Consider the following 18804-nt stretch of genomic DNA (forward strand, 5'->3'; position numbering starts at 1 on the left):
CGTCGCTGACGGCGGTGTTGTCGAAGAGCTGCTCCAGTGGCAGCGGCGCCGCCCGGTCGTCGTCCTGCTCGGCCTGCGACAGGAGACACAACCCGCCCTGGGACCACGATTCGGGTACCCGGCGTCAGAAGCTCCAGGAGATCGAGTTGTCCGCCTGCATGAACACGGCCAGGACCACCAGGTCCGCCACGCCGAGGCCGAGGCCCAGGTAGGCGCGGAAGCGGCGCTCGGTGCCGCGCCGGAGGGCGACGGCGGCCAGGACGACGGCGATGGGACCGAGGAAGAGATTGAGGACGAGGAGGCCCAGGAGTCCGAGGACGAAGGACGCGACGGCCATGCCGTCGGTGTCACGGATGCCGGTGCGGCGCTCGGCCGGTGCGGTCAGGTGCATGGTGGGCTCCCGGCGGTCAGTCGGTCGGGGTCCGGCGGCGGCCGTGACGCTCGCGAAGCGTGAAGATGCCGAGCCAGGCGGCGATCACGGCGGCCGTGACGAGGGTGAAGCCGATCGGCGCGTGGGCCACGGTGCCCATCACCACGCCGAGCAGCAGAAGTGCGGCGACCAGGAAGAGCATGGGACGAGTCCCCTCCGCTTCGGTGAACGCTTGTAGTTACAGTTGTTCACTGACTTCTCAGTCTAGCGCGTCCCATGACTTCCCCATTGCAGAGAACAGTTGTTGACTGCATGGCATGAGTCACACCCTCGGCATCCGGCAGGCCCAGAAGCAGAAGACCCGGCAGGCACTGCTGGACGCCGCGTTGGAGCTGCTGGAGGAGCAGAGCCTGAGCAGTCTGGGACTGCGCGAGGTCACCCGCGCGGTCGGTGTCGCCCCGACCGCCTTCTACCGGCACTTCCGCTCCACCGCCGATCTCGGCGTGGCCCTGGTCGAGGAGGCGCTGAGCAGCCTGCACCCGACGATCCGGACGATCGTGGCCACGACCGGCGACAGCGACGAACGCATCACGGACGCGGTGGAGTTGATCCGCCGACACGTGCGGGCGCACCCCGCCCACGTCCGCTTCATCGCCCGGGAGCAACACGGCGGGGTGCAGCCGGTGCGGGAGGCCATCCGCAGCCAACTGACGCTGTTCACCGAGGAGGTGAAGGCCGAACTGGCCAAGGACCGCGCCTCCGGCGGCTGGAGCGACGACGATCTGCTGATGCTCGCGGGCCTCTACGTCGACCAGATGCTCGTCACGGCGTCGCTCTTCCTGGAGGCGCTCGGCGCCGAGGAGGAACAGCAACGGGTCGCCCTGGTGGCGAACCGCCGGCTACGGCTGATCAGCAGGGGCCGCGCGCACTGGCAGGACTGACGGTCCCGCCACCGGCCCTGGCCACCGCGCGAGCGGCCCGGTCAGCGCAGCCGCACCCGCGCCAGCTGCCGGGACTGCGCCACCAGCCGGTCCGCGCTGTCCCAGACCTCGGCGTCCTCCTCCAGGAACCCGCCCGCCAGATTGCGCGTGGTGATGGACACCCGCAGCGGGCCCGGCGCCGGCCGGCACCGGATGTGGGCGGTCAGCTCGACCGTGGGCACCCAGCCGGAGATGCCGAGCTCAAAGGCGGTGGACGGCAGGGCGTCGACGGCCAGCAGCAGCGAGAGGGGGTCGGCGTCCCGGCCGTCCTTGAGGCCGAACCACGCCCGCATCTCCCCCTTGCCGGACGGTGCGCCCAGCGCCCAGCCCAGGGTGGCCGGGTCGAGCTTGAGCATCAGCCGCTCGGTGATCGCCGAACTGCCGTCGACGGGGGCGGGCCCGTCCTCGGGGCCGAAGCACTGCTCCATCGGCGGAATCACGGGCGGCTGCGCGGACGTACGGACGTCGTCAGGGAGGGCGCCGAGGTCGCCATAGGAGGCGAGGACGCGGATCCGCTCGACCTCGCGGCCCTGCTCGTCGTACTGGAGGAGCGAGCCCTGGCCGGTGGAGAGGGTGCGGCCGGAACGGACGACGTCCGTGCGGACGACCGCGGGGCCCGGCTGGGACGCGGTCAGGTAGTGCGCGGAGATCGTGAACGGGTCCGGGTGCGGCAGGGCGTCGGCGAGCGCCCGGCCCAGGACGGCCAGCAGGTAGCCACCGTTGACGGCGCTGATGATGGTCCAGCCCGCGGAGAGGTCGATGTCGTAGACGCCCTCGGAGCGACGGGTGACGGCCGTGTCGCGGTCGAACTCGCTGTTGCCGATGGTCGCCTGGGATGCCTGAGCCATGGCGGTACGGTACAACAACAAACTACTAAGCGGTAGCTTTGGTCGCCGGGCGCGACGGCGGCTCCTCCTCGCGGACCGTGGAGCGCCGGTTCCACGCCCGGGGCGCCCGCCAGTGGAAGCGCATCGCCAGCAGCCGCAGCACGAAGGCGGTGACGGCGGCGAGCGTGCTGGTCAGCGGGTTCAGGGCGTCGTAGCGGATGCACACGGCGACCATGATCGCGCCCACGATCGCGGGGACGGCGTACAGGTCGCGGTCCCAGCGCAGCAGCGACGGCACCTCGTTGGCGAGGACGTCGCGCAGGACGCCGCCGCCGACCGCGGTGGCGAGGCCGAGGGCCGCGGAGGCGTGCAGGCCGAGTCCGTACTCGTACGCCTTGGTGGTGCCCGCGACGCAGAAGAGGCCGAGGCCGGCGGCGTCGAAGACGTTCACGCCGGCCTGGATGCGCTCGACGTGCGGATGGAGGAAGAAGACCAGGAGTGCGGCGAGCAGCGGCGTCAGGAAGTACCCCAGGTCCGTGAAGGCGGCCGGCGGTACGGCGCCGATCATCAGGTCCCGGAACAGTCCGCCGCCCAGCGCGGTGGCCTCGGCGAGGACGGCGATGCCGAAGACGTCGAAGTTCTTGCGTACGGCGAGCAGGGCGCCGGAGATCGCGAAGACGAAGATGCCGACCAGGTCGAGGGTGTGCTGGACGGACGGGGTGAACAGTTGCTGGAGCACCCTGACATTCTTACCCAGCGGCGGGCCCTCGCCTTCCGAAGCAAGGCAAGGGCCCGGCGTGCTCTACGTGTCTTCGGTCTCCTTGGCGGGGGTCTCAGCCGGCGTGTCCTTGTGCGAGGCGGCCTCGACCTCCGCGGCCACCGCCGCGCTCGTCTGCGCGGACTCCGCCAGCACCTCGTCCGCGACCAGCTCCGCGGCCTCCTTCGCGGCGGTCAGCAGCACCGTGTCCTGCGGGGCCTGGTCCGCGAAGTTCTCCGGGTGGTGACAGGCCGCCTGCTGGCCGGGCCGCAGCTCGAGCAGCGGCGGCTCGGTGGTCCTGCAGATCTCTGTCGCCTTCCAGCACCGCGTGTGGAAGCGGCAGCCGGTAGGCGGTGAGATCGGCGAGGGCACGTCGCCCTTGAGCAGGATGCGCTCGCTCTTGGCCGACCTGCGGCCGGGGTCCGGGATCGGCACCGCCGACAGCAGGGCTTTGGTGTACGGGTGCATCGGGGAGCGATACAGCTTGTCCCGGTCGGCGAGTTCCACGATCTTGCCCAGATACATCACGGCGATCCGGTCCGAGACGTGCCGGACGACGGACAGGTCGTGCGCGATGATCACGTATGTCAGACCCAGCTCCTCCTGGAGGTCGTCCAGTAGGTTCACCACCTGGGCCTGGATGGACACGTCCAGTGCGGACACCGGTTCGTCGGCCACGACCAGCTTGGGGTGCAGCGCCAACGCGCGGGCGATGCCGATGCGCTGGCGCTGCCCGCCGGAGAACTCGTGCGGGTAGCGGTTGTAGTGCTCGGGGTTGAGACCGACCACCGACAGCAGGCGCTGGACCTCCTTCTTGACACCGCCCTCGGGCGTGACGCCCTGCAGCCGGAAGGGGGCACCCACGATGGTTCCGATGGTGTGGCGCGGGTTCAACGACGAGTACGGGTCCTGGAAGATCATCTGAACATCACGGCGCAGCGGGCGCATCCTGCCGACGCCGAGGTGCGTGATGTCCTTGCCCTCGAACTCGACCGTGCCTGCGGTCGGTTCGAGCAGCCGGGTGATCAGCCGACCCATGGTCGACTTGCCGCAGCCCGACTCACCCACGACGCCGAGCGTCTCGCCCGCCCGTACCTCGAAGTCGATGCCGTCGACCGCCCGTACCGCCCCGGCCTGCCGCTTGAGCAGGCCCTTGCGGATCGGGAAGTGCTTCTGCAGCCCGGTCACCTTCAGCAGGATCTCACCGGGGGCGGCATCCGCGGTCAGCGTGGCACCGTCGCTCTGCGCAGGGACAGTCACTGCTTTTTCCTCGCTCACAGCTTCGGCGCAATCTCTTCGGTCCAGATGCGCTCCCGCTGTTCCTGCGACATGTGGCAGGCGGCCCAGTGCCGGCTGCCGACTTCTGTCAGCTCCGGGCGGACCGTGCGGGTGACGTCATCTTTAGGAATGTCCGCGTACGGGCAACGCGGGTTGAAAGCGCATCCCGACGGGAGGTTGATCAGGGAGGGCGGGGAACCCTTCACCGGGACGAGGCGCTCCTGCTGCTCGCGGTCCAAGCGCGGCATGGAGCCGAGCAAGCCCCAGGTGTAGGGGTGGCGAGGCTCGTAGAACACCTTCTCGGCCGGCCCGCGTTCGACGCAGCGGCCGCCGTACATGACCAGGAGATCGTCCGCCAGCTCGGCGACCACGCCCAGGTCGTGCGTGATGATGATGACCGCGGAGCCGAACTCGGTCTGCAGATCGCGGATCAGGTCCAGGATCTGTGCCTGCACAGTCACGTCGAGAGCGGTGGTCGGCTCGTCGGCGATGAGCAGTTCGGGGTTGTTGACCAGCGACATGGCGATCATCGCGCGCTGGCGCATGCCGCCGGAGAACTCGTGCGGGTAGTTGTCGACCCGCTTGTCGGGCTGCGGGATGCCGACCCGGTCGAGCATCTCCACGGCGCGCCGCTTGGCGGTCTTCTTGTTGACGTCGTGGTGGATGCGGTACGCCTCCACGATCTGCTGCCCGATCGTGTAATACGGGTGCAGCGCGGACAGCGGATCCTGGAAGATCATCGACATCTCACGGCCGCGCATCCGGCGCACCTGGTCGGCGGGGGCGGACAGCAACTCGGTGCCGTTCAGCCAGATCTCACCGGAGATCTGCGCCTTGCGCTTTCCGTACTGACCGGCGGTGTGCAGGCCCATGATGCCGAGGGACGTCACCGACTTGCCGGACCCCGACTCGCCCACGATGCCGAGGGTCTTGCCCTTCTCCAACTGGAAGCTGAGCCCGTCGACGGACTTGACCAGGCCGTCGTCGGTCGGGAAATGCACCTTAAGATCGCGCACTTCGAGGAAGGCGGTGGGGGCCGCAGCGGTGGCGGGCTCGCCCAGGGCCGCTCCGGTCTTGCTGAGTTCGGTCATGCGAGCCTCACTCGGGGGTCGATCACGGCGTACAGGATGTCCACCACGAGGTTGGCCAGGAGCACCGCAAGGGAAGTGATCAGGGTGACGCCCAGGATGATGGGAAGGTCCTGCGTCTTGATGCCGTTGAGCACCGCCTGGCCAAGGCCGGGAAGGCTGAACGTGGTCTCGGTCAGGATCGCGCCGCCGATGAGGGCGCCGAGGTCCATGCCGAGCATGGTCAGGATGGGCGTCATCGTCGAGCGCATGGCGTGCTTGCCGATGACGACCTGCTCACGCAGGCCCTTCGCGCGCGCGGTGCGGATGTAGTCCTCGCCGAGGATCTCAAGCATCGTGGCGCGGGTGATACGGGCGTACATCGCCGCGTAAAGGAACGCGAGGGTGACCCACGGCAAGATCATGCCACCGAGCCAGCCGGAGAAGCTTTCCTCCAGCGGCACGAACTGCCCGTCGATCCAGCCAAGCCCGTAGGAGAAGATCGCCAGGCTCAGCAGACCGGTGAAGTAGATGGGCAGGGAGACACCGCCCAGCGCGACGACCATCGCGCCGCGGTCCCACAACGTGCCCCGCTTGAGCGCGGAGAGCACGCCGGCGGCGACACCGAAGACCAGCCACAGCAGCGCGGCGCCGAGCGCGAGACCCAGGGTCACCGGGAAGCGGTCGGTCAGTACCGGCCAGATGGCCTGCTCACTGCGGAAGGAGTAGCCGAAGCACGGCGCGGAGCAGTGCGTGACGTCCCCGCCGGCCGCGTAGGTACGGCCCGCGAAGATGCCCTTGAAGAACTCCCACACCTGGACGTAGAGCGGCTCGCCGAGCCCGAGCTTCGTCCGGACGGCCTCGACCGCCGCCGGGTCCGCCTGCTTGCCCACGAAGCTCGTGGCGATGTCGACGCCCACCCACTTGGGGACGAGGAAGAAGATGCTGAAGACCACCACCATGATGACCACAAGCATCACTGCGGCGGCGAACAGCCGCCTGATGAGGTAAGCGAGCACAGCTCTCGGCCCGCCGCGGACCGCGGGCCACCGGAGGTTGTCCGATGGCCCGCGATCACGACGCCGGCCTTCACCTGCCTTTCGTGCCGTTCGGCGGGTGTGCCGGTTACTTCGAGGACTTCAGGCCGAGGTTGACGAAGTCGTACATGCCGCTGTAACCGTCCGACGTGTAGACGTTCGCCAGCCGGCTGGAGCGCCAGTTGATGAACTTCTCGAAGACGAAGGGCAGGTAGTAACCGCCCTCCATGACCTTGTGGTTGATCTCCGCGGAGATCTTGGTCTTCTCGCCGTCCTCCAGCGTGTTGACGTAATCGTCGAACAGGCCGTCGATCGCCTTGTCCTTGATCAGGGCGTAGTTGTTGTTGCCGCTCTCAAGGATGTAGCTGCTGTCCCACAGCGGCAGACCGAAGCCCTGGACGGTCGGGAAGTCCGGACCCCAGCCCATGATGATGATGCCGTAGCCCTTCTTCTCCACGTTGGAGGGGCTGCCGATGATGCCGCTGGTCTGCGAGCCGTCGTACTGGTCGATCTCGGCCTGGATGCCGACCTTCTTCAGGGACGCCTGGAGGGACTCCGCGGTGGCCACCTCGACCGGCTTGTTGTTGCGGACCGCGATGGTGGTCTTGAAGCCGGTGGGCTTGCCGCAGGCCTTCAGCTCTTCCTTGGCCTTGGCGACGTTGCCCTTCTTGTTGGCGCCGGCGAGCTCGTACGGGTCGTACTTCTGCCCCTCGGCACCCGGGACGGACGGCGGCAGCATGTTGGTGCCGATGTCGCCACCGGCGATCGGGCCGCCGCGCGCGGTCTGCAGGGAGACGTGGTCGGCGCCGTAGATCACGGCCTTGCGGCAGTGCTCGTTGTCGAACGGCTTCACGCTCTGGGGGAAGACCGCGTAACGGATGTAACCCGAGACCGGGTTGTCCAGGTTGGCCTTGTGCTGCTTCAGGGCGGTGGTGCGGCCCTGCGGCGACATGCCGGTCTGGTTGATGTCCAGGTCGTAGTCGCCGTTGATCAGACGCTGGTCCATGTCATTGGCGTTGGAGAAGAAGTTGATCGTGATCGCGTCCGGGTAGGCCTTGCGGACGGGGTCCGAGGCCTGCTTCCAGTTCTCGTTGCGGACCAGCTTCAGCGACTTGCCGGGCTCGTAGGACTCGAACTTGTACGGGCCGGAGGAGAACGGGCGCAGGCCGTACTTGGACTTGGTGTCCTTGTCCTGGCGGACCGGCGAGGCCGAGACCAGGGCCAGCATCTCCTCGAAGTCCGAGTTGGCCTTCGGCAGCTTGAAGATGATGGTCTTGTCGTCCGGCGTCTCGATCGCCTTCAGGCCGAGCTTGTCCGGGGACTTGTCCTTGTAGGGGCCCTGGTACTCGCCCTTCGGGTCCAGGACGTCCTTCAGGTAGACCGGACCGCCGGCCAGGACGTCCTGTGCCCAGACGCGCTGGATGCCGTACTTGATGTCCTTGGAGGTGATCGGCTTGCCGTCCTCCCAGGTCACGTTGTCCCGGAGGGTGTAGGTGTAGGTCTTGCCGTCGTCGGACACCTTGGCAAGTCCGGTGGCGAGGTCCGGGGCGAGCTCGGCGCCGGCGGCCCCCGGCTCGGCCTTGTTCGTGACGAGCTGGCGGGCGTAGTAGCGGGAGAAGTTCCACATGAAGCCGTAGTAGCCACGCGTGGTGTCCCACGAGTCGGCGTCCTGGGCGCCCGCGAACTTCAGCGTGCCGCCCTTCTTGGCCTGGTCGGCCTGGGCGATCTTGTTGTTGGCGGCATCGAACCCGGCCGCGCCGTTCTTGGAACCGCCGTCGCCGTTGTCGCCGCCGCCGCCGCACGCCGCCGTGGTCAGCAGCGCGGCGACCACCGCGGCAGCGGCCATGGCCTGCTTGCGCCGCCCTGAGGTGCGTTGGGTAGTCACGATCTCGGATCCTCCGGATTAGATGAGAGACCACGTGCTTCACGGCACGGGTCGCTTGGGGTACGGCAGTTCAGCGGGAGCCCTTCGGGTCCAGCGCGTCACGCACGCCGTCACCGAAGAGGTTGAAGGCAAGAACGGTGATGAAGATCGCCACGCCGGGGACCACCATGTACATGGGATCCGAGTCGTAGTAGTCGATCGCGTTCGAGAGCATCTGCCCCCAGGAGGCCGTGGGCGGCTTGACGCCCACGCCCAGGAAGCTGAGTGCCGCTTCGGTGAGGATGTTGGTGGGGATCATCATCGTCGTGTAGACGATGATCGGCGCGACCAGGTTGGGCAGCAATTCCTTGAAGAGGATGTAGAGCCGCCCGGCGCCCAGCGACCGGGCCGCCTCGACATACTCGCGCTCCCGCAGCGAGAGTGTCTGACCGCGCACCACTCGTCCGATGTAGGGCCAGCCGAAGAAGCCGATGACCAGGATCATCACGAACAGGCGCACGCCCGTGCCGCTCAAGCCCAGCATCTCGTTCGGCATGACGGAGACCAGCGCGATGATGAACAGCAGTTGGGGGAAGGCCAGCAACCCGTCCATCACGCGGCTGATGACGGAGTCGACCCAGCCCCCGAAGAAGCCGGCGAGGATGCCCAGCACGGTGCCGAGCACCACCGCGACCACGGCGGACAGGAATCCGACAAGCAGTGAGATCTGAGCGCCGTAGACGATTCGGGCGAAGATGTCGCGGCCGCTGACCGGTTCCACGCCGAGCAGATGGTCACCGCTGATGCCGCCGAACGAGCCGATCGGAGTACCGAACAGCGGGTCGATCAGATCCTCGTGATGGGCTTCCGGGTCCTGCCCGACGAGGCCGGTGATCACTGGTGCGAGTACGGCGACCAGGATGAGGAAGAGCACCACGATGCCGCCCACCAGGGCGAGCTTGTCCCGCTTGAGACGCTCCCAGGCGATGCGCCCAAGGGACCGTCCCTGAACGGCCTTCGTGTCGCTGCTGACCAACTCCGCTTCCTCAGCCGCACTCGGGGCCGCCTCCACGGTCGGGTCGTGCAATGGTGCCGTCATCTAGCAGGGACCCCTCTCGACCGGCGGTAGCCGGGCCCGCCCTTGCCGCTGTAGCGGCATGTTCGTTCTGTATCAATCCGTCGTGCACAGGGGTGAACACCCCTGGAGCGGGAGTCTTCAACGCTTTGCCGATCTGTCGCCAGACTTGGCCGCGAAAGGATGCGTAACCGTGATGCAAGCTGCAGGAATCCGGTATCCGGACGTAAGGGTGCGGCCACCGAACGTCATGCGAACCGGACCGGAACAGCCTCGGGTCCGTCCGGATCACATGGTTGAGCGCGTCGACCAGCTCGTGCGGCGGGCACGGAGCCTGGGCGTGCTCGGCAGAATGCACCCCGGGGCTGACTTGCTCCCAACCCGGTTCGCGCAGTGGGACAGCGCCGGTTGCTCCGCGAACCCCCCTCAGTGCGGCCGGGGATACCCATACCCGCCGACGGACGGGGCCGGGGCCGCGTGGGCCTCACGGTCGTAGAAGGGCCGGGCGTTGGCACGCAGCCACAACGCGACCGGGTCGAACTCGTCGGACATCGCGACCGTCGACACCGGCAGGCCGTCCGGGACCGCGCCGATGGACTGCTGCATCATCGCGCGTACCGAGTCCACGGCGGGCGGGGAGGTGTCGTACACATCGAGACCGATGGCGAGGTACGGCGCCCCGAGCGCGGGCTGGACCCAGGCGCGGCGCAGGGAGCGGACGGCCGGGGTGCGGTGCGCGTTCTGCGACAGCAGGGCGTAGAACTGCGGGATCTGGATGCCGGGTTCGGACAGCCGCAGGGGTCCGGCGGGCTGGCGGTCGAGGCCGGTGGCGATGCGGCGCAGGTCCAGCCAGGGGATGCCGACGCCGCCGCCGGGGGCGTGCGGGTTCAGCCAGAGGCCGTAGTGGTCGGGGTAGAGGGTGCGGGCCACGTCCAGGCCGTCGACCACCTCGTACGAGCGGTTCCAGCCGCTCGCCGAGAGCTCCTGGGCGGAGGTGACGCAGGGGGCGTACCCGTAGCCGTCGACCTCCATGTTTCCGTACTGGGCGTCGGGGCTGCCGGCCTGGCCGTGCCACAGCAGCATCCAGATCTGGCCGGGGCCGGGGGTCGCGAGGGCCCGCAGGAGTGCTTCGTAGGCGTCGTAGCGCCCCGGCGTCACCTGGCGCAGCATGTGCTCGACCTGGCCGGCCGCGGCGGTGCCGCTCGCGCTCACTTGTTACCGCCCCTTCGTGCAACGCCCTCGTTTTGCGCCCTAGCTTAAGCCCGCCCGCGCTCCTGGTCGGCTGCCCCTCGGGGAGGTCTTACACGGCCCGTTGGTAGAACGGCCGGACCCTGTCCCGCAGCCACGAGACCACCGGGTCCTGGGCGACGTCCATCAGCACCAGGTTGACCGGCCACCTGACCGGGACCCGGCCCAGGGCGCGGCCGAGGGCGTCCAGCGGGGCGGCGCGCAGGTCGCCCTCCCACTGGGAGAGTTCGACGCCCACGAACATCATGGGTTCCCCCGTCTCGATCGCCGCCAGGCAGCGGCGGGCCGTGGTGACGACGCCGACGGCCTCGAACTCCGCGGACGCCGCCGTGAGGAAGTCGACCGGGTCGTCCTGCCAGTCCGGCTCGAAGAGGCGGACCCGGCCGCCGCTCGCGAGACCGTCCAGGGGGGTGCGGCCGGCGCGTCCGAGTTCGGCGACCGCCGCGGGCGGCAGCGGGAGGCCGACCACGCCGCCGGGGTTCACCACGATGCCGGCCTGCGGGGGCAGGCCGCGGGCGAACTCGACGGCGGGGGCGACGGTGAACGACATGTGGGAGCCGGCGACCTGGCGGAACTGCTCCTCGGAGCTGAAGACCGGGACGTAGGCCTGGCCGTCGATCTCCATGCCCGGCAGGTCGAGGGGGCCGCTGTCGGGGCCGCCGCCGTTGGGCAGCGGCACCCAGACGAAGCTGCGGGCGAGCACCTCGACGATGCGGCCACCGGCCGACGGCACGCCGAGGGACGCCGAGAGCACCTCCTCCAGCTCGTTGCCGGGCCATCCGCCGTGCGGATGCGGGTGCGTCTGTGCCGGAAAGTCCCCCGGGAAGTCCATCTGCCTACCGCCTGCTCCGTACCAGTGCTACCGGCTGAAAAGGCTAACCCGCCCTCCCCACCGCCGGTGCCGTCAGCCCGTGAAGCCGATTCTGCGCAGGGTGTTCGCCGCCGCCCGGTCGAGGAGGATCGCGGCGCCGCAGCCGCGCGGCAGGTCGCCGCGCTCGGAACGGCGCAGCAGGCGGGCGGCGGCGCGGCGGTGGCGCAGGAACGCGTACCGCGAGACGCCGCGGCCCCGCTCGCGCTGGCCGGCCAGGGCCTGCTCGGCGGTGACGTCGAGCAGCAGCATGTGAAGGGTGCCGCCCCGGCGGCGGGCCTCGCGGGCCAGCCAGGCGCGCACCCAGGCCTGCGTACCGCAGTCGTGGACGACGACGCCCTCGCCGGTGCGCAGGGCGCGGCGCAGCCCGGCGTAGTGGCCGAGCCGGACGAGCGGGCGGTACACCGCGTACGGCAGCCAGCCCGGGGTGCTGGTGTCCCAGCGGTCGCGGGTGTCCTGGGAGTCGATGCGCCCGGCCCGGACCGCGCGCCGCATGAGGGTGGACTTGCCGCTGCCGGGCAGGCCGGTGATCACGACGAGGTCGCGAGGGCCGAAGAGCAGGGCGTGCGGACTGCGGCCCGCCCGGTCACGCAGGTCGCGGACCACGGGGAACGGCAGCGGGCCGCACGCCTCCCGGGCCGAGGCGGTCGGCTGCTTGGGCAGTGCGAGGCCCGCGGTGGTCGCGTAGGCCGTGGTCCTGTTCACCGTGATCGTCCTCCCCTGGGGCGGTTCACGAGTTCCCGTCCCCGTCGAGTGTAAAGAGAAGGTAATGCGCGGCGTCTCGCGTTTCCGTCCGCTTCCAGCAACAAGCCTGCTACAACACACTGTGCCCGCTCGTGGACACTGCGTGCCCCCACCTGAAGGTCCCCCTGCCGCGGGCGAACGATGCGTGCAATGATGTGCCCGCCAACTGCATACCGGCCGCTTGAATCCGCGCGGGAGAGTTCCCAGGCACGTCGTGACTGGGGCGCCGAAGGAGCAAGTCCCTCCCTTGAATCTCTCAGGCCCCGTTACCGCGCGGGCGAGGCACATCTGAAAAGCGGGCCGCTGCCGCAGTGGCTCCACCCAAGGTGCAAGCCATGGTTCCCCCTTCCTGGGCGGTCATGGCGAACCTCTCAGGTTCCGATGACAGATGGGGAGGAACGACCTCGCCGTCATGCCTTGGGAGACCGACCGATGAGCAGTACCGCACTCCGTCGTACCGCGCTCGATGCGCTGCATCGCTCGCTGGGCGCGACCATGACCGACTTCGCCGGCTGGGACATGCCGCTGCGCTACGGCTCCGAGCGCGACGAGCACCTCGCGGTGCGCACGAAGGCCGGACTGTTCGACCTCTCGCACATGGGTGAGATCACGGTCACCGGACCGCAGGCGGCCCAGCTCCTGAATCACGCGCTCGTCGGCAACATCGCCTCCGTAGGCGTCGGCCGTGCCCGCTACACCATGATCTGCCAGGCCGACGGCGGCATCCTGGACGACCTGATCGTCTACCGGCTCGCCGAGACCGAGTACATGGTCGTGGCCAACGCGAGCAACGCGCAGATCGTGCTGGACGCCCTGACCGAGCGCGCGGAAGGCTTCGACGCCGCCGTCCGCGACGACCGGGACGCCTACGCCCTGCTCGCCGTGCAGGGCCCGGAGTCCCCCGGCATCCTGAGGCAGCTGACCGACGCCGACCTGGACGGGCTGAAGTACTACGCCGGGCTGCCCGGCACCGTCGCGGGCGTCCCGGCACTGATCGCGCGCACCGGGTACACCGGCGAGGACGGCTTCGAGCTGTTCGTGAAGCCGGAGCACGCCGTCGCGCTGTGGGAGGCCCTGACCGAGGCGGGCGCGGGCGTCGGCCTGATCCCGTGCGGGCTGTCCTGCCGGGACACGCTGCGCCTGGAGGCCGGCATGCCGCTGTACGGGCACGAGCTGACCACCTCCCTCACCCCCTTCGACGCCGGGCTCGGCCGGGTGGTGAAGTTCGAGAAGGAGGGCGACTTCGTCGGGCGCGAGGCGCTCACCGAGGCCGCAGCCCGCGCGGAGGCCAGTCCGCCGCGCGTTCTCGTCGGGCTGATCGCCGAGGGCCGGCGGGTGCCGCGCGCCGGGTACGCCGTCGTCGCCGGCGGCGAGGTGATCGGCGAGATCACCTCCGGCGCCCCCTCCCCCACGCTCGGCAAGCCGATCGCGATGGCGTACGTCGACGCCGCCCACGCGGCCGCCGGCACGCCGGGAGTCGGCGTGGACATCCGGGGCACCCACGAGCCGTACGAGGTCGTGGCGCTGCCCTTCTACAAGCGCCAGAAGTAGACACTGAACCCGGGTCCGCCGGGCCCGGCGCACCTTTTGCCTGCTCACACGCAGTCCCAGCGGTCCCCCCTTCAACAGCACTCCCCCGCGTACAGGAGAATTCAGGCCATGAGCAACCCCCAGCAGCTGCGCTACAGCAAGGAGCACGAGTGGCTGTCGGGCGCCGAGGACGGCGTCTCGACGGTCGGCATCACCGAGTTCGCGGCGAACGCGCTCGGCGACGTCGTCTACGCCCAGCTCCCCGAGGTCGGCTCCCAGGTGACCGCGGGCGAGACCTGCGGCGAGCTGGAGTCGACCAAGTCGGTCAGCGACCTGTACTCCCCGGTCAGCGGTGAGATCACCGAGATCAACGAGGACGTGGTGAACGACCCGTCGCTGGTGAACTCCGCGCCCTTCGAGGGCGGCTGGCTGTTCAAGGTGCGGATCGCGGAGGAGCCCGCCGACCTGCTCTCCGCCGACGAGTACGCCGCCCACACCGCCGGCTGAGGAGTCGTAGCCACATGTCCGTCCTGAACACCCCCCTGCACGAGTACGACCCGGCCGTCGCCGCCGCCGTCGACGCCGAGCTGCACCGCCAGCAGTCCACCCTCGAAATGATCGCCTCGGAGAACTTCGCCCCGGTCGCGGTCATGGAGGCCCAGGGCTCGGTCCTGACCAACAAGTACGCCGAGGGCTACCCCGGCCGGCGCTACTACGGCGGCTGCGAGCACGTCGACGTGATCGAGCAGATCGCGATCGACCGCGTCAAGGAGCTGTACGGCGCCGAGCACGCCAACGTGCAGCCGCACTCGGGCGCCCAGGCCAACGCCGCCGCGATGTTCGCGCTGCTCAAGCCCGGCGACACGATCATGGGTCTGAACCTCGCGCACGGCGGGCACCTGACCCACGGCATGAAGATCAATTTCTCCGGCAAGCTCTACGACGTGGTCGCCTACCACGTCGGCGAGGACGGCCTGGTCGACATGGACGAGGTCGAGCGCCTCGCCAAGGAGAACCAGCCGAAGCTGATCGTGGCCGGCTGGTCGGCGTACCCCCGGCAGCTGGACTTCGCGGCCTTCCGGCGGATCGCCGACGAGGTCGGCGCGTACCTCATGGTCGACATGGCCCACTTCGCCGGTCTCGTCGCGGCCGGGCTGCACCCGAACCCGGTGCCGCACGCCCATGTCGTGACCACCACCACCCACAAGACGCTGGGCGGCCCGCGCGGCGGTGTGATCCTCTCCACGGCCGAGCTGGCCAAGAAGATCAACTCTGCCGTCTTCCCCGGTCAGCAGGGTGGCCCGCTGGAGCATGTGATCGCCGCGAAGGCGGTCGCCTTCAAGGTCGCCGCCTCCGAGGACTTCAAGGAGCGCCAGCGGCGTACGCTGGAGGGCGCGCGCATCCTCGCCGAGCGGCTGGTGAAGGACGACGCCAAGGCGGTCGGCGTGGACGTGCTGTCCGGCGGCACGGACGTCCACCTGGTCCTGGTCGACCTGCGCGACTCCGAACTGGACGGCCAACAGGCCGAGGACCGGCTCCACGAGGTCGGCATCACGGTCAACCGCAACGCCGTCCCGAACGACCCTCGCCCGCCGATGGTGACGTCCGGACTGCGGATCGGTACACCCGCGCTTGCCACCCGCGGCTTCACGACCGACGACTTCACCGAGGTCGCGGACGTGATCGCCGAGGCGCTGAAGCCGTCGTACGACGCCGAGTCGCTCAAGGCCCGGGTCAAGGCCCTCGCCGACAAGCACCCGCTGTACCCCGGTCTGACGAAGTAGTTCCACCCCGTGGGCTCCACACCGGCGTGGGGCCCACCGCACCACCCCCTGCCCCAAGGAGTCACCGTGGCCATCTCGGTCTTCGACCTGTTCTCGATCGGCATCGGCCCGTCCAGCTCCCACACGGTCGGCCCCATGCGCGCGGCCCGCATCTTCGCCAGCAGGCTGCGCGGCGAGGAACTGCTGGACTCCGTGACCTCGCTGCGCGTCGAGCTGTACGGCTCCCTGGGCGCGACCGGCCACGGGCACGGCACGCCCAAGGCGGTGCTGCTCGGCCTGGAGGGCGACTCGCCGCGCTCGGTGGACGTCGAGACGGCCGACGAGCGGGTGGAGGCGATCAAGAACACCGGCCGGCTGATGCTCCTCGGCGAGCGCGAGGTCGCCTTCGACTTCGACGCGGACCTGAAACTGCACCGCCGGAAAGCCCTGCCCTACCACGCCAACGGCATGACCCTGTGGGCGTACGACGCCTCCGGGGCGGAGCTGCTGTCCAAGACGTACTACTCGGTGGGCGGCGGATTCGTCGTCGACGAGGACGCGGTCGGCGCGGACCGCATCAAGCTGGACGACACGGTCCTGAAGTACCCCTTCCGCACGGGCGACGAGCTGCTGCGCCTGACGAAGGAGACGGGCCTGTCGATCTCGGCCCTGATGCTGGAGAACGAGCGCGCCTGGCGCACCGAGGAGGAGATCCGCGCCGGACTGCTCGACATCTGGCAGGTCATGCAGGCGTGCGTCGGGCGCGGCATGACCCGGGAGGGCATCCTGCCCGGCGGACTGAAGGTGCGCCGTCGCGCCGCGAACACCGCGCGCAAGCTGCGCTCCGAGGGCGACTCGAAGGCCCTCGCCATGGAGTGGATCACGCTGTACGCGATGGCGGTGAACGAGGAGAACGCGGCCGGCGGACGGGTCGTCACGGCGCCGACCAACGGGGCCGCCGGCATCATCCCCGCGGTGCTCCACTACTACATCAACTTCGTGCCGGGCGCCGACGAGGAAGGCGTGGTCCGCTTCCTGCTGGCCGCGGGCGCGATCGGCATGCTGTTCAAGGAGAACGCCTCCATCTCCGGCGCCGAGGTCGGCTGCCAGGGCGAGGTCGGCTCCGCCTGCTCGATGGCCGCGGGCGCCCTCGCCGAGGTGCTCGGCGGCAGCCCCGAACAGGTCGAGAACGCCGCCGAGATCGGCATGGAGCACAACCTCGGCCTCACCTGCGATCCCGTCGGCGGCCTGGTCCAGATCCCCTGTATCGAGCGCAACGGCATGGCCGCGGTGAAGGCGGTCACGGCGGCCCGGATGGCGATGCGCGGCGACGGCAGCCACAAGGTCTCCCTCGACAAGGTCATCAAGACCATGAAGGACACCGGCGCCGACATGAGCGTCAAGTACAAGGAGACGGCCCGGGGCGGGCTGGCGGTGAACATCATCGAGTGCTGAGGGCGTTCGTCGGCGCCGTCAGGGGGAATCATCAACTCCCGTCCCCCACAGCCACATCCGGGAGTCCCCATGTTGCGTGGCATCGACGTCAGCTCCTACCAGTCCAGCACCTACGACACCGACGGCCTCTCCTTCGTCTTCATCAAGGCGACGGAGGGCCGTTCCTACGTCAACCCCAAACTGGCCGCCCAGACGAAACGCGGCCGGGACGCCGGCCTGGTCGTCGGCTTCTACCACTTCCTGTGGCCAGGCAACCTCACCGCCCAGGCCGAGTACTTCGTCAGCAAGGCCCCGGAACGGGCCGGCGACATCCTCGCCGTCGACTGGGAGACCACGGGCGAGGGGACGCATGCGAGCAACGCGGAGAAGGACAGGTTCATCCGCACGGTGAAGGAACTGCGGCCGAACAACCGCGTCGTGCTGTATGCGAACCGCCACTTCTGGCTGAATGTCGACACCACGTCCTACGCGGGCGACGGCCTGTGGATCGCCGACTACGTCACCGCGGGCAAGCCACGCATCAAGGCGAAGTGGCGATTCCACCAGTACACGGACGACCCGGTCGACACGAACGTGGCCGACTTCGCCGGCAAGGCGGCGTTGCGCAAGTGGGCCGACGACGCTTGAACCCGTCCCGGATCCGGAACGTGCGGGTCGGACGCCGGGCATGTCGAAGGGGTGCCCGCGGCCCCTCAGGGACGCGGGCACCCCCGTACGCCAGGCGTCACTTGTTCAGATGCGCCCAGAACTCGTCGAACGACAGGAGCTTGTCGCCGTCGAGGTCGCGGCTGGCGATGATGGCATCGGCCACCGCCTCGGTGACGTTCCAGTCGCCCCCCTGCGCCAGAGCGGTCTTGAACTCCTTGGAGGTGATCCGGCCGTCACCGTCCGTGTCGATCCGCTCGAACTGCTTGCGCGCTTCCTCGATGTCCGCCACCGATCCGCCCCTCTGTCTCGTGCTGTTCCGTCGTACTGACGCAGGTCAGATTATCCGCCCACCCGAGCCTCCAGTGCGGCGACCACCCATGCGAACTCCTCACGGTGCGCGGCGGCCGGTGCACCGCCCTTCACCACGGCGAGCAACTCGCGGTAACGGGCGACCCCGTCCTCGGTACTGGAGCGCAGCCGTTCCAGTACGTCGGCCGGGTCGGCGTCGCCGAGCAGGTCGCGCAGGACCTGTGCCGCCTCGGGCGACTCCGGGGCGATGCCGCGCCGCCGGGCCTCGGCGCCCAGCTGCACCAGCCGCCGGGCGAACCACAGCGACGCCCCCGCGGGCACGTCGGGCCCCCGGTCGGCCGCGTTGAACTCGGCCACCTTCCGCATCCGGGCCCGGAATCCCGGGTCCTGGAGCATCTCGGCGAGCTCCACCCAGGCGTCCACCTGCTCGGGAGTCGGCTCTTCCGGCAGGTCCACCGCCATGGTGCGCATCCGCTCCCGGATCACCGGGTCCGCCGTGTCCAGCCCCTGGAACATCTCGTCCACGAACTCCTCCAGGATCCGGCTCCGTTCGGCGGCCGACAGCCGCGCCAGCTTGTTCATGAGCGTCATCTCCTCTGCGGTCGAGCCGCGTCGCGCCACGGTCGACAGCACCGCGCGGGTCACCTTCAGCGCCCTGATCCGCGCGTCCAGCGCCACCACGTGAGCCGCGGCCACCTCGGCGACCGTCGTCTCACCGGCCAGCACCCGGCGTACGTCGTCCAGGCCGAGGCCCAGCTCGCGCAGGGTGCGGATCAGTTCCAGACGGGCCACGGACTCGGCGTCGTACAGCCGGTAGCCGCCCGCGGAGCGGGCAACCGGGCGCAGGACGTCCTCGTCGGACCAGTAGCGGATGGTACGGACGGTCAGTCCGGTGACCCGGGCCAGCTCGCCGATGGTGAACGGACCGGTGCTGTCGTCGATCATGTCTGCGAGTCTGGGCCTTCCAGCGGGTGGAGACTCAAG

The 18804-nt window shown here is 69.5% G+C and carries 20 protein-coding genes and 1 riboswitch; of the genes, 6 read left to right on the forward strand and 14 right to left on the reverse strand.

What is annotated here, in order from left to right; genetic code table 11:
* Positions 1-124: 124 nt before the first annotated feature.
* Entirely contained in the window at positions 125-391 is a 267-nt protein-coding gene (locus tag AB0O67_RS19115; protein WP_365451487.1) for a DUF4190 domain-containing protein, read from the reverse strand.
* 16 nt (positions 392-407) lie between these two features.
* Positions 408-572 carry a hypothetical protein gene (locus tag AB0O67_RS19120; protein WP_365451489.1) on the reverse strand — a complete coding sequence of 55 codons (165 nt, stop codon included), beginning with the start codon at positions 570-572 and terminating at the stop codon, positions 408-410.
* Between the two features lie 115 nt (positions 573-687).
* Here AB0O67_RS19120 and AB0O67_RS19125 point away from each other — a divergent pair, with 115 nt between their 5' ends.
* Positions 688-1311 carry a TetR family transcriptional regulator gene (locus AB0O67_RS19125; protein ID WP_365451491.1) on the forward strand — a complete coding sequence of 208 codons (624 nt, stop codon included), beginning with the start codon at positions 688-690 and terminating at the stop codon, positions 1309-1311.
* A 41-nt stretch (positions 1312-1352) separates the two neighbouring features.
* Here the strand turns inward: AB0O67_RS19125 and AB0O67_RS19130 are convergent, their stop codons facing one another.
* The 10 genes from AB0O67_RS19130 to AB0O67_RS19175 all read right to left on the reverse strand — a co-directional run bounded on the left by AB0O67_RS19130 (position 1353) and on the right by AB0O67_RS19175 (position 12076).
* Complete coding sequence (locus AB0O67_RS19130) at positions 1353-2198, reverse strand: thioesterase family protein (RefSeq protein ID WP_365451493.1); 846 nt, start codon at positions 2196-2198, stop codon at positions 1353-1355.
* Between the two features lie 25 nt (positions 2199-2223).
* Positions 2224-2916 carry a trimeric intracellular cation channel family protein gene (locus AB0O67_RS19135; protein ID WP_365451495.1) on the reverse strand — a complete coding sequence of 231 codons (693 nt, stop codon included), beginning with the start codon at positions 2914-2916 and terminating at the stop codon, positions 2224-2226.
* Positions 2917-2979: 63 nt separating this feature from the next.
* On the reverse strand, positions 2980-4212 hold the full coding sequence (locus tag AB0O67_RS19140) for a dipeptide ABC transporter ATP-binding protein (protein ID WP_365451497.1): 1233 nt from the start codon (positions 4210-4212) through the stop codon (positions 2980-2982).
* Positions 4209-5303, reverse strand: coding sequence for an ABC transporter ATP-binding protein (locus AB0O67_RS19145; protein WP_365451499.1), 1095 nt, complete (start codon positions 5301-5303; stop codon positions 4209-4211). The genes AB0O67_RS19140 and AB0O67_RS19145 overlap by 4 nt, the downstream gene beginning before the upstream one ends.
* Positions 5300-6298 carry an ABC transporter permease gene (locus AB0O67_RS19150; RefSeq protein WP_365451501.1) on the reverse strand — a complete coding sequence of 333 codons (999 nt, stop codon included), beginning with the start codon at positions 6296-6298 and terminating at the stop codon, positions 5300-5302. The genes AB0O67_RS19145 and AB0O67_RS19150 overlap by 4 nt, the downstream gene beginning before the upstream one ends.
* Before the next feature lie 106 nt (positions 6299-6404).
* Complete coding sequence (locus tag AB0O67_RS19155) at positions 6405-8201, reverse strand: ABC transporter substrate-binding protein (RefSeq protein ID WP_365451503.1); 1797 nt, start codon at positions 8199-8201, stop codon at positions 6405-6407.
* 70 nt (positions 8202-8271) lie between these two features.
* A complete protein-coding gene (locus AB0O67_RS19160; RefSeq protein WP_365451505.1) occupies positions 8272-9279 on the reverse strand; it encodes an ABC transporter permease in 1008 nt (335 codons plus the stop codon).
* Between the two features lie 402 nt (positions 9280-9681).
* Positions 9682-10467 carry an enhanced serine sensitivity protein SseB C-terminal domain-containing protein gene (locus AB0O67_RS19165; protein ID WP_365451507.1) on the reverse strand — a complete coding sequence of 262 codons (786 nt, stop codon included), beginning with the start codon at positions 10465-10467 and terminating at the stop codon, positions 9682-9684.
* 88 nt (positions 10468-10555) lie between these two features.
* Entirely contained in the window at positions 10556-11335 is a 780-nt protein-coding gene (locus AB0O67_RS19170) for an enhanced serine sensitivity protein SseB (RefSeq protein ID WP_365451509.1), read from the reverse strand.
* Positions 11336-11407: 72 nt separating this feature from the next.
* Positions 11408-12076 (reverse strand): AAA family ATPase, encoded by a 669-nt coding sequence (locus tag AB0O67_RS19175; protein ID WP_365451511.1) that lies wholly within the window; start codon positions 12074-12076, stop codon positions 11408-11410.
* Between the two features lie 221 nt (positions 12077-12297).
* Positions 12298-12397: riboswitch (glycine riboswitch) on the forward strand.
* A 150-nt stretch (positions 12398-12547) separates the two neighbouring features.
* Here AB0O67_RS19175 and gcvT point away from each other — a divergent pair.
* The 5 genes from gcvT to AB0O67_RS19200 all read left to right on the forward strand — a co-directional run bounded on the left by gcvT (position 12548) and on the right by AB0O67_RS19200 (position 17490).
* A complete protein-coding gene (gene gcvT / locus AB0O67_RS19180; RefSeq protein ID WP_365451513.1) occupies positions 12548-13666 on the forward strand; it encodes a glycine cleavage system aminomethyltransferase GcvT in 1119 nt (372 codons plus the stop codon).
* 108 nt (positions 13667-13774) lie between these two features.
* A complete protein-coding gene (gene gcvH / locus AB0O67_RS19185; protein WP_365451515.1) occupies positions 13775-14152 on the forward strand; it encodes a glycine cleavage system protein GcvH in 378 nt (125 codons plus the stop codon).
* A gap of 14 nt (positions 14153-14166) precedes the next feature.
* A complete protein-coding gene (gene glyA, locus AB0O67_RS19190) occupies positions 14167-15429 on the forward strand; it encodes a serine hydroxymethyltransferase (protein WP_365451517.1) in 1263 nt (420 codons plus the stop codon).
* A 66-nt stretch (positions 15430-15495) separates the two neighbouring features.
* Complete coding sequence (locus AB0O67_RS19195; RefSeq protein WP_365451519.1) at positions 15496-16863, forward strand: L-serine ammonia-lyase; 1368 nt, start codon at positions 15496-15498, stop codon at positions 16861-16863.
* Between the two features lie 69 nt (positions 16864-16932).
* Positions 16933-17490, forward strand: coding sequence for a glycoside hydrolase family 25 protein (locus AB0O67_RS19200; RefSeq protein ID WP_365451521.1), 558 nt, complete (start codon positions 16933-16935; stop codon positions 17488-17490).
* Between the two features lie 97 nt (positions 17491-17587).
* Here AB0O67_RS19200 and AB0O67_RS19205 read toward each other — a convergent pair whose 3' ends face one another.
* Positions 17588-17800 carry an EF-hand domain-containing protein gene (locus AB0O67_RS19205; protein WP_365451523.1) on the reverse strand — a complete coding sequence of 71 codons (213 nt, stop codon included), beginning with the start codon at positions 17798-17800 and terminating at the stop codon, positions 17588-17590.
* Between the two features lie 50 nt (positions 17801-17850).
* Positions 17851-18765 (reverse strand): MerR family transcriptional regulator, encoded by a 915-nt coding sequence (locus AB0O67_RS19210; RefSeq protein ID WP_365451525.1) that lies wholly within the window; start codon positions 18763-18765, stop codon positions 17851-17853.
* Positions 18766-18804: the final 39 nt, after the last annotated feature.

This window comes from Streptomyces sp. NPDC086077 (assembly GCF_040686175.1).
Taxonomy (GTDB): Bacteria; Actinomycetota; Actinomycetes; order Streptomycetales; family Streptomycetaceae; genus Streptomyces.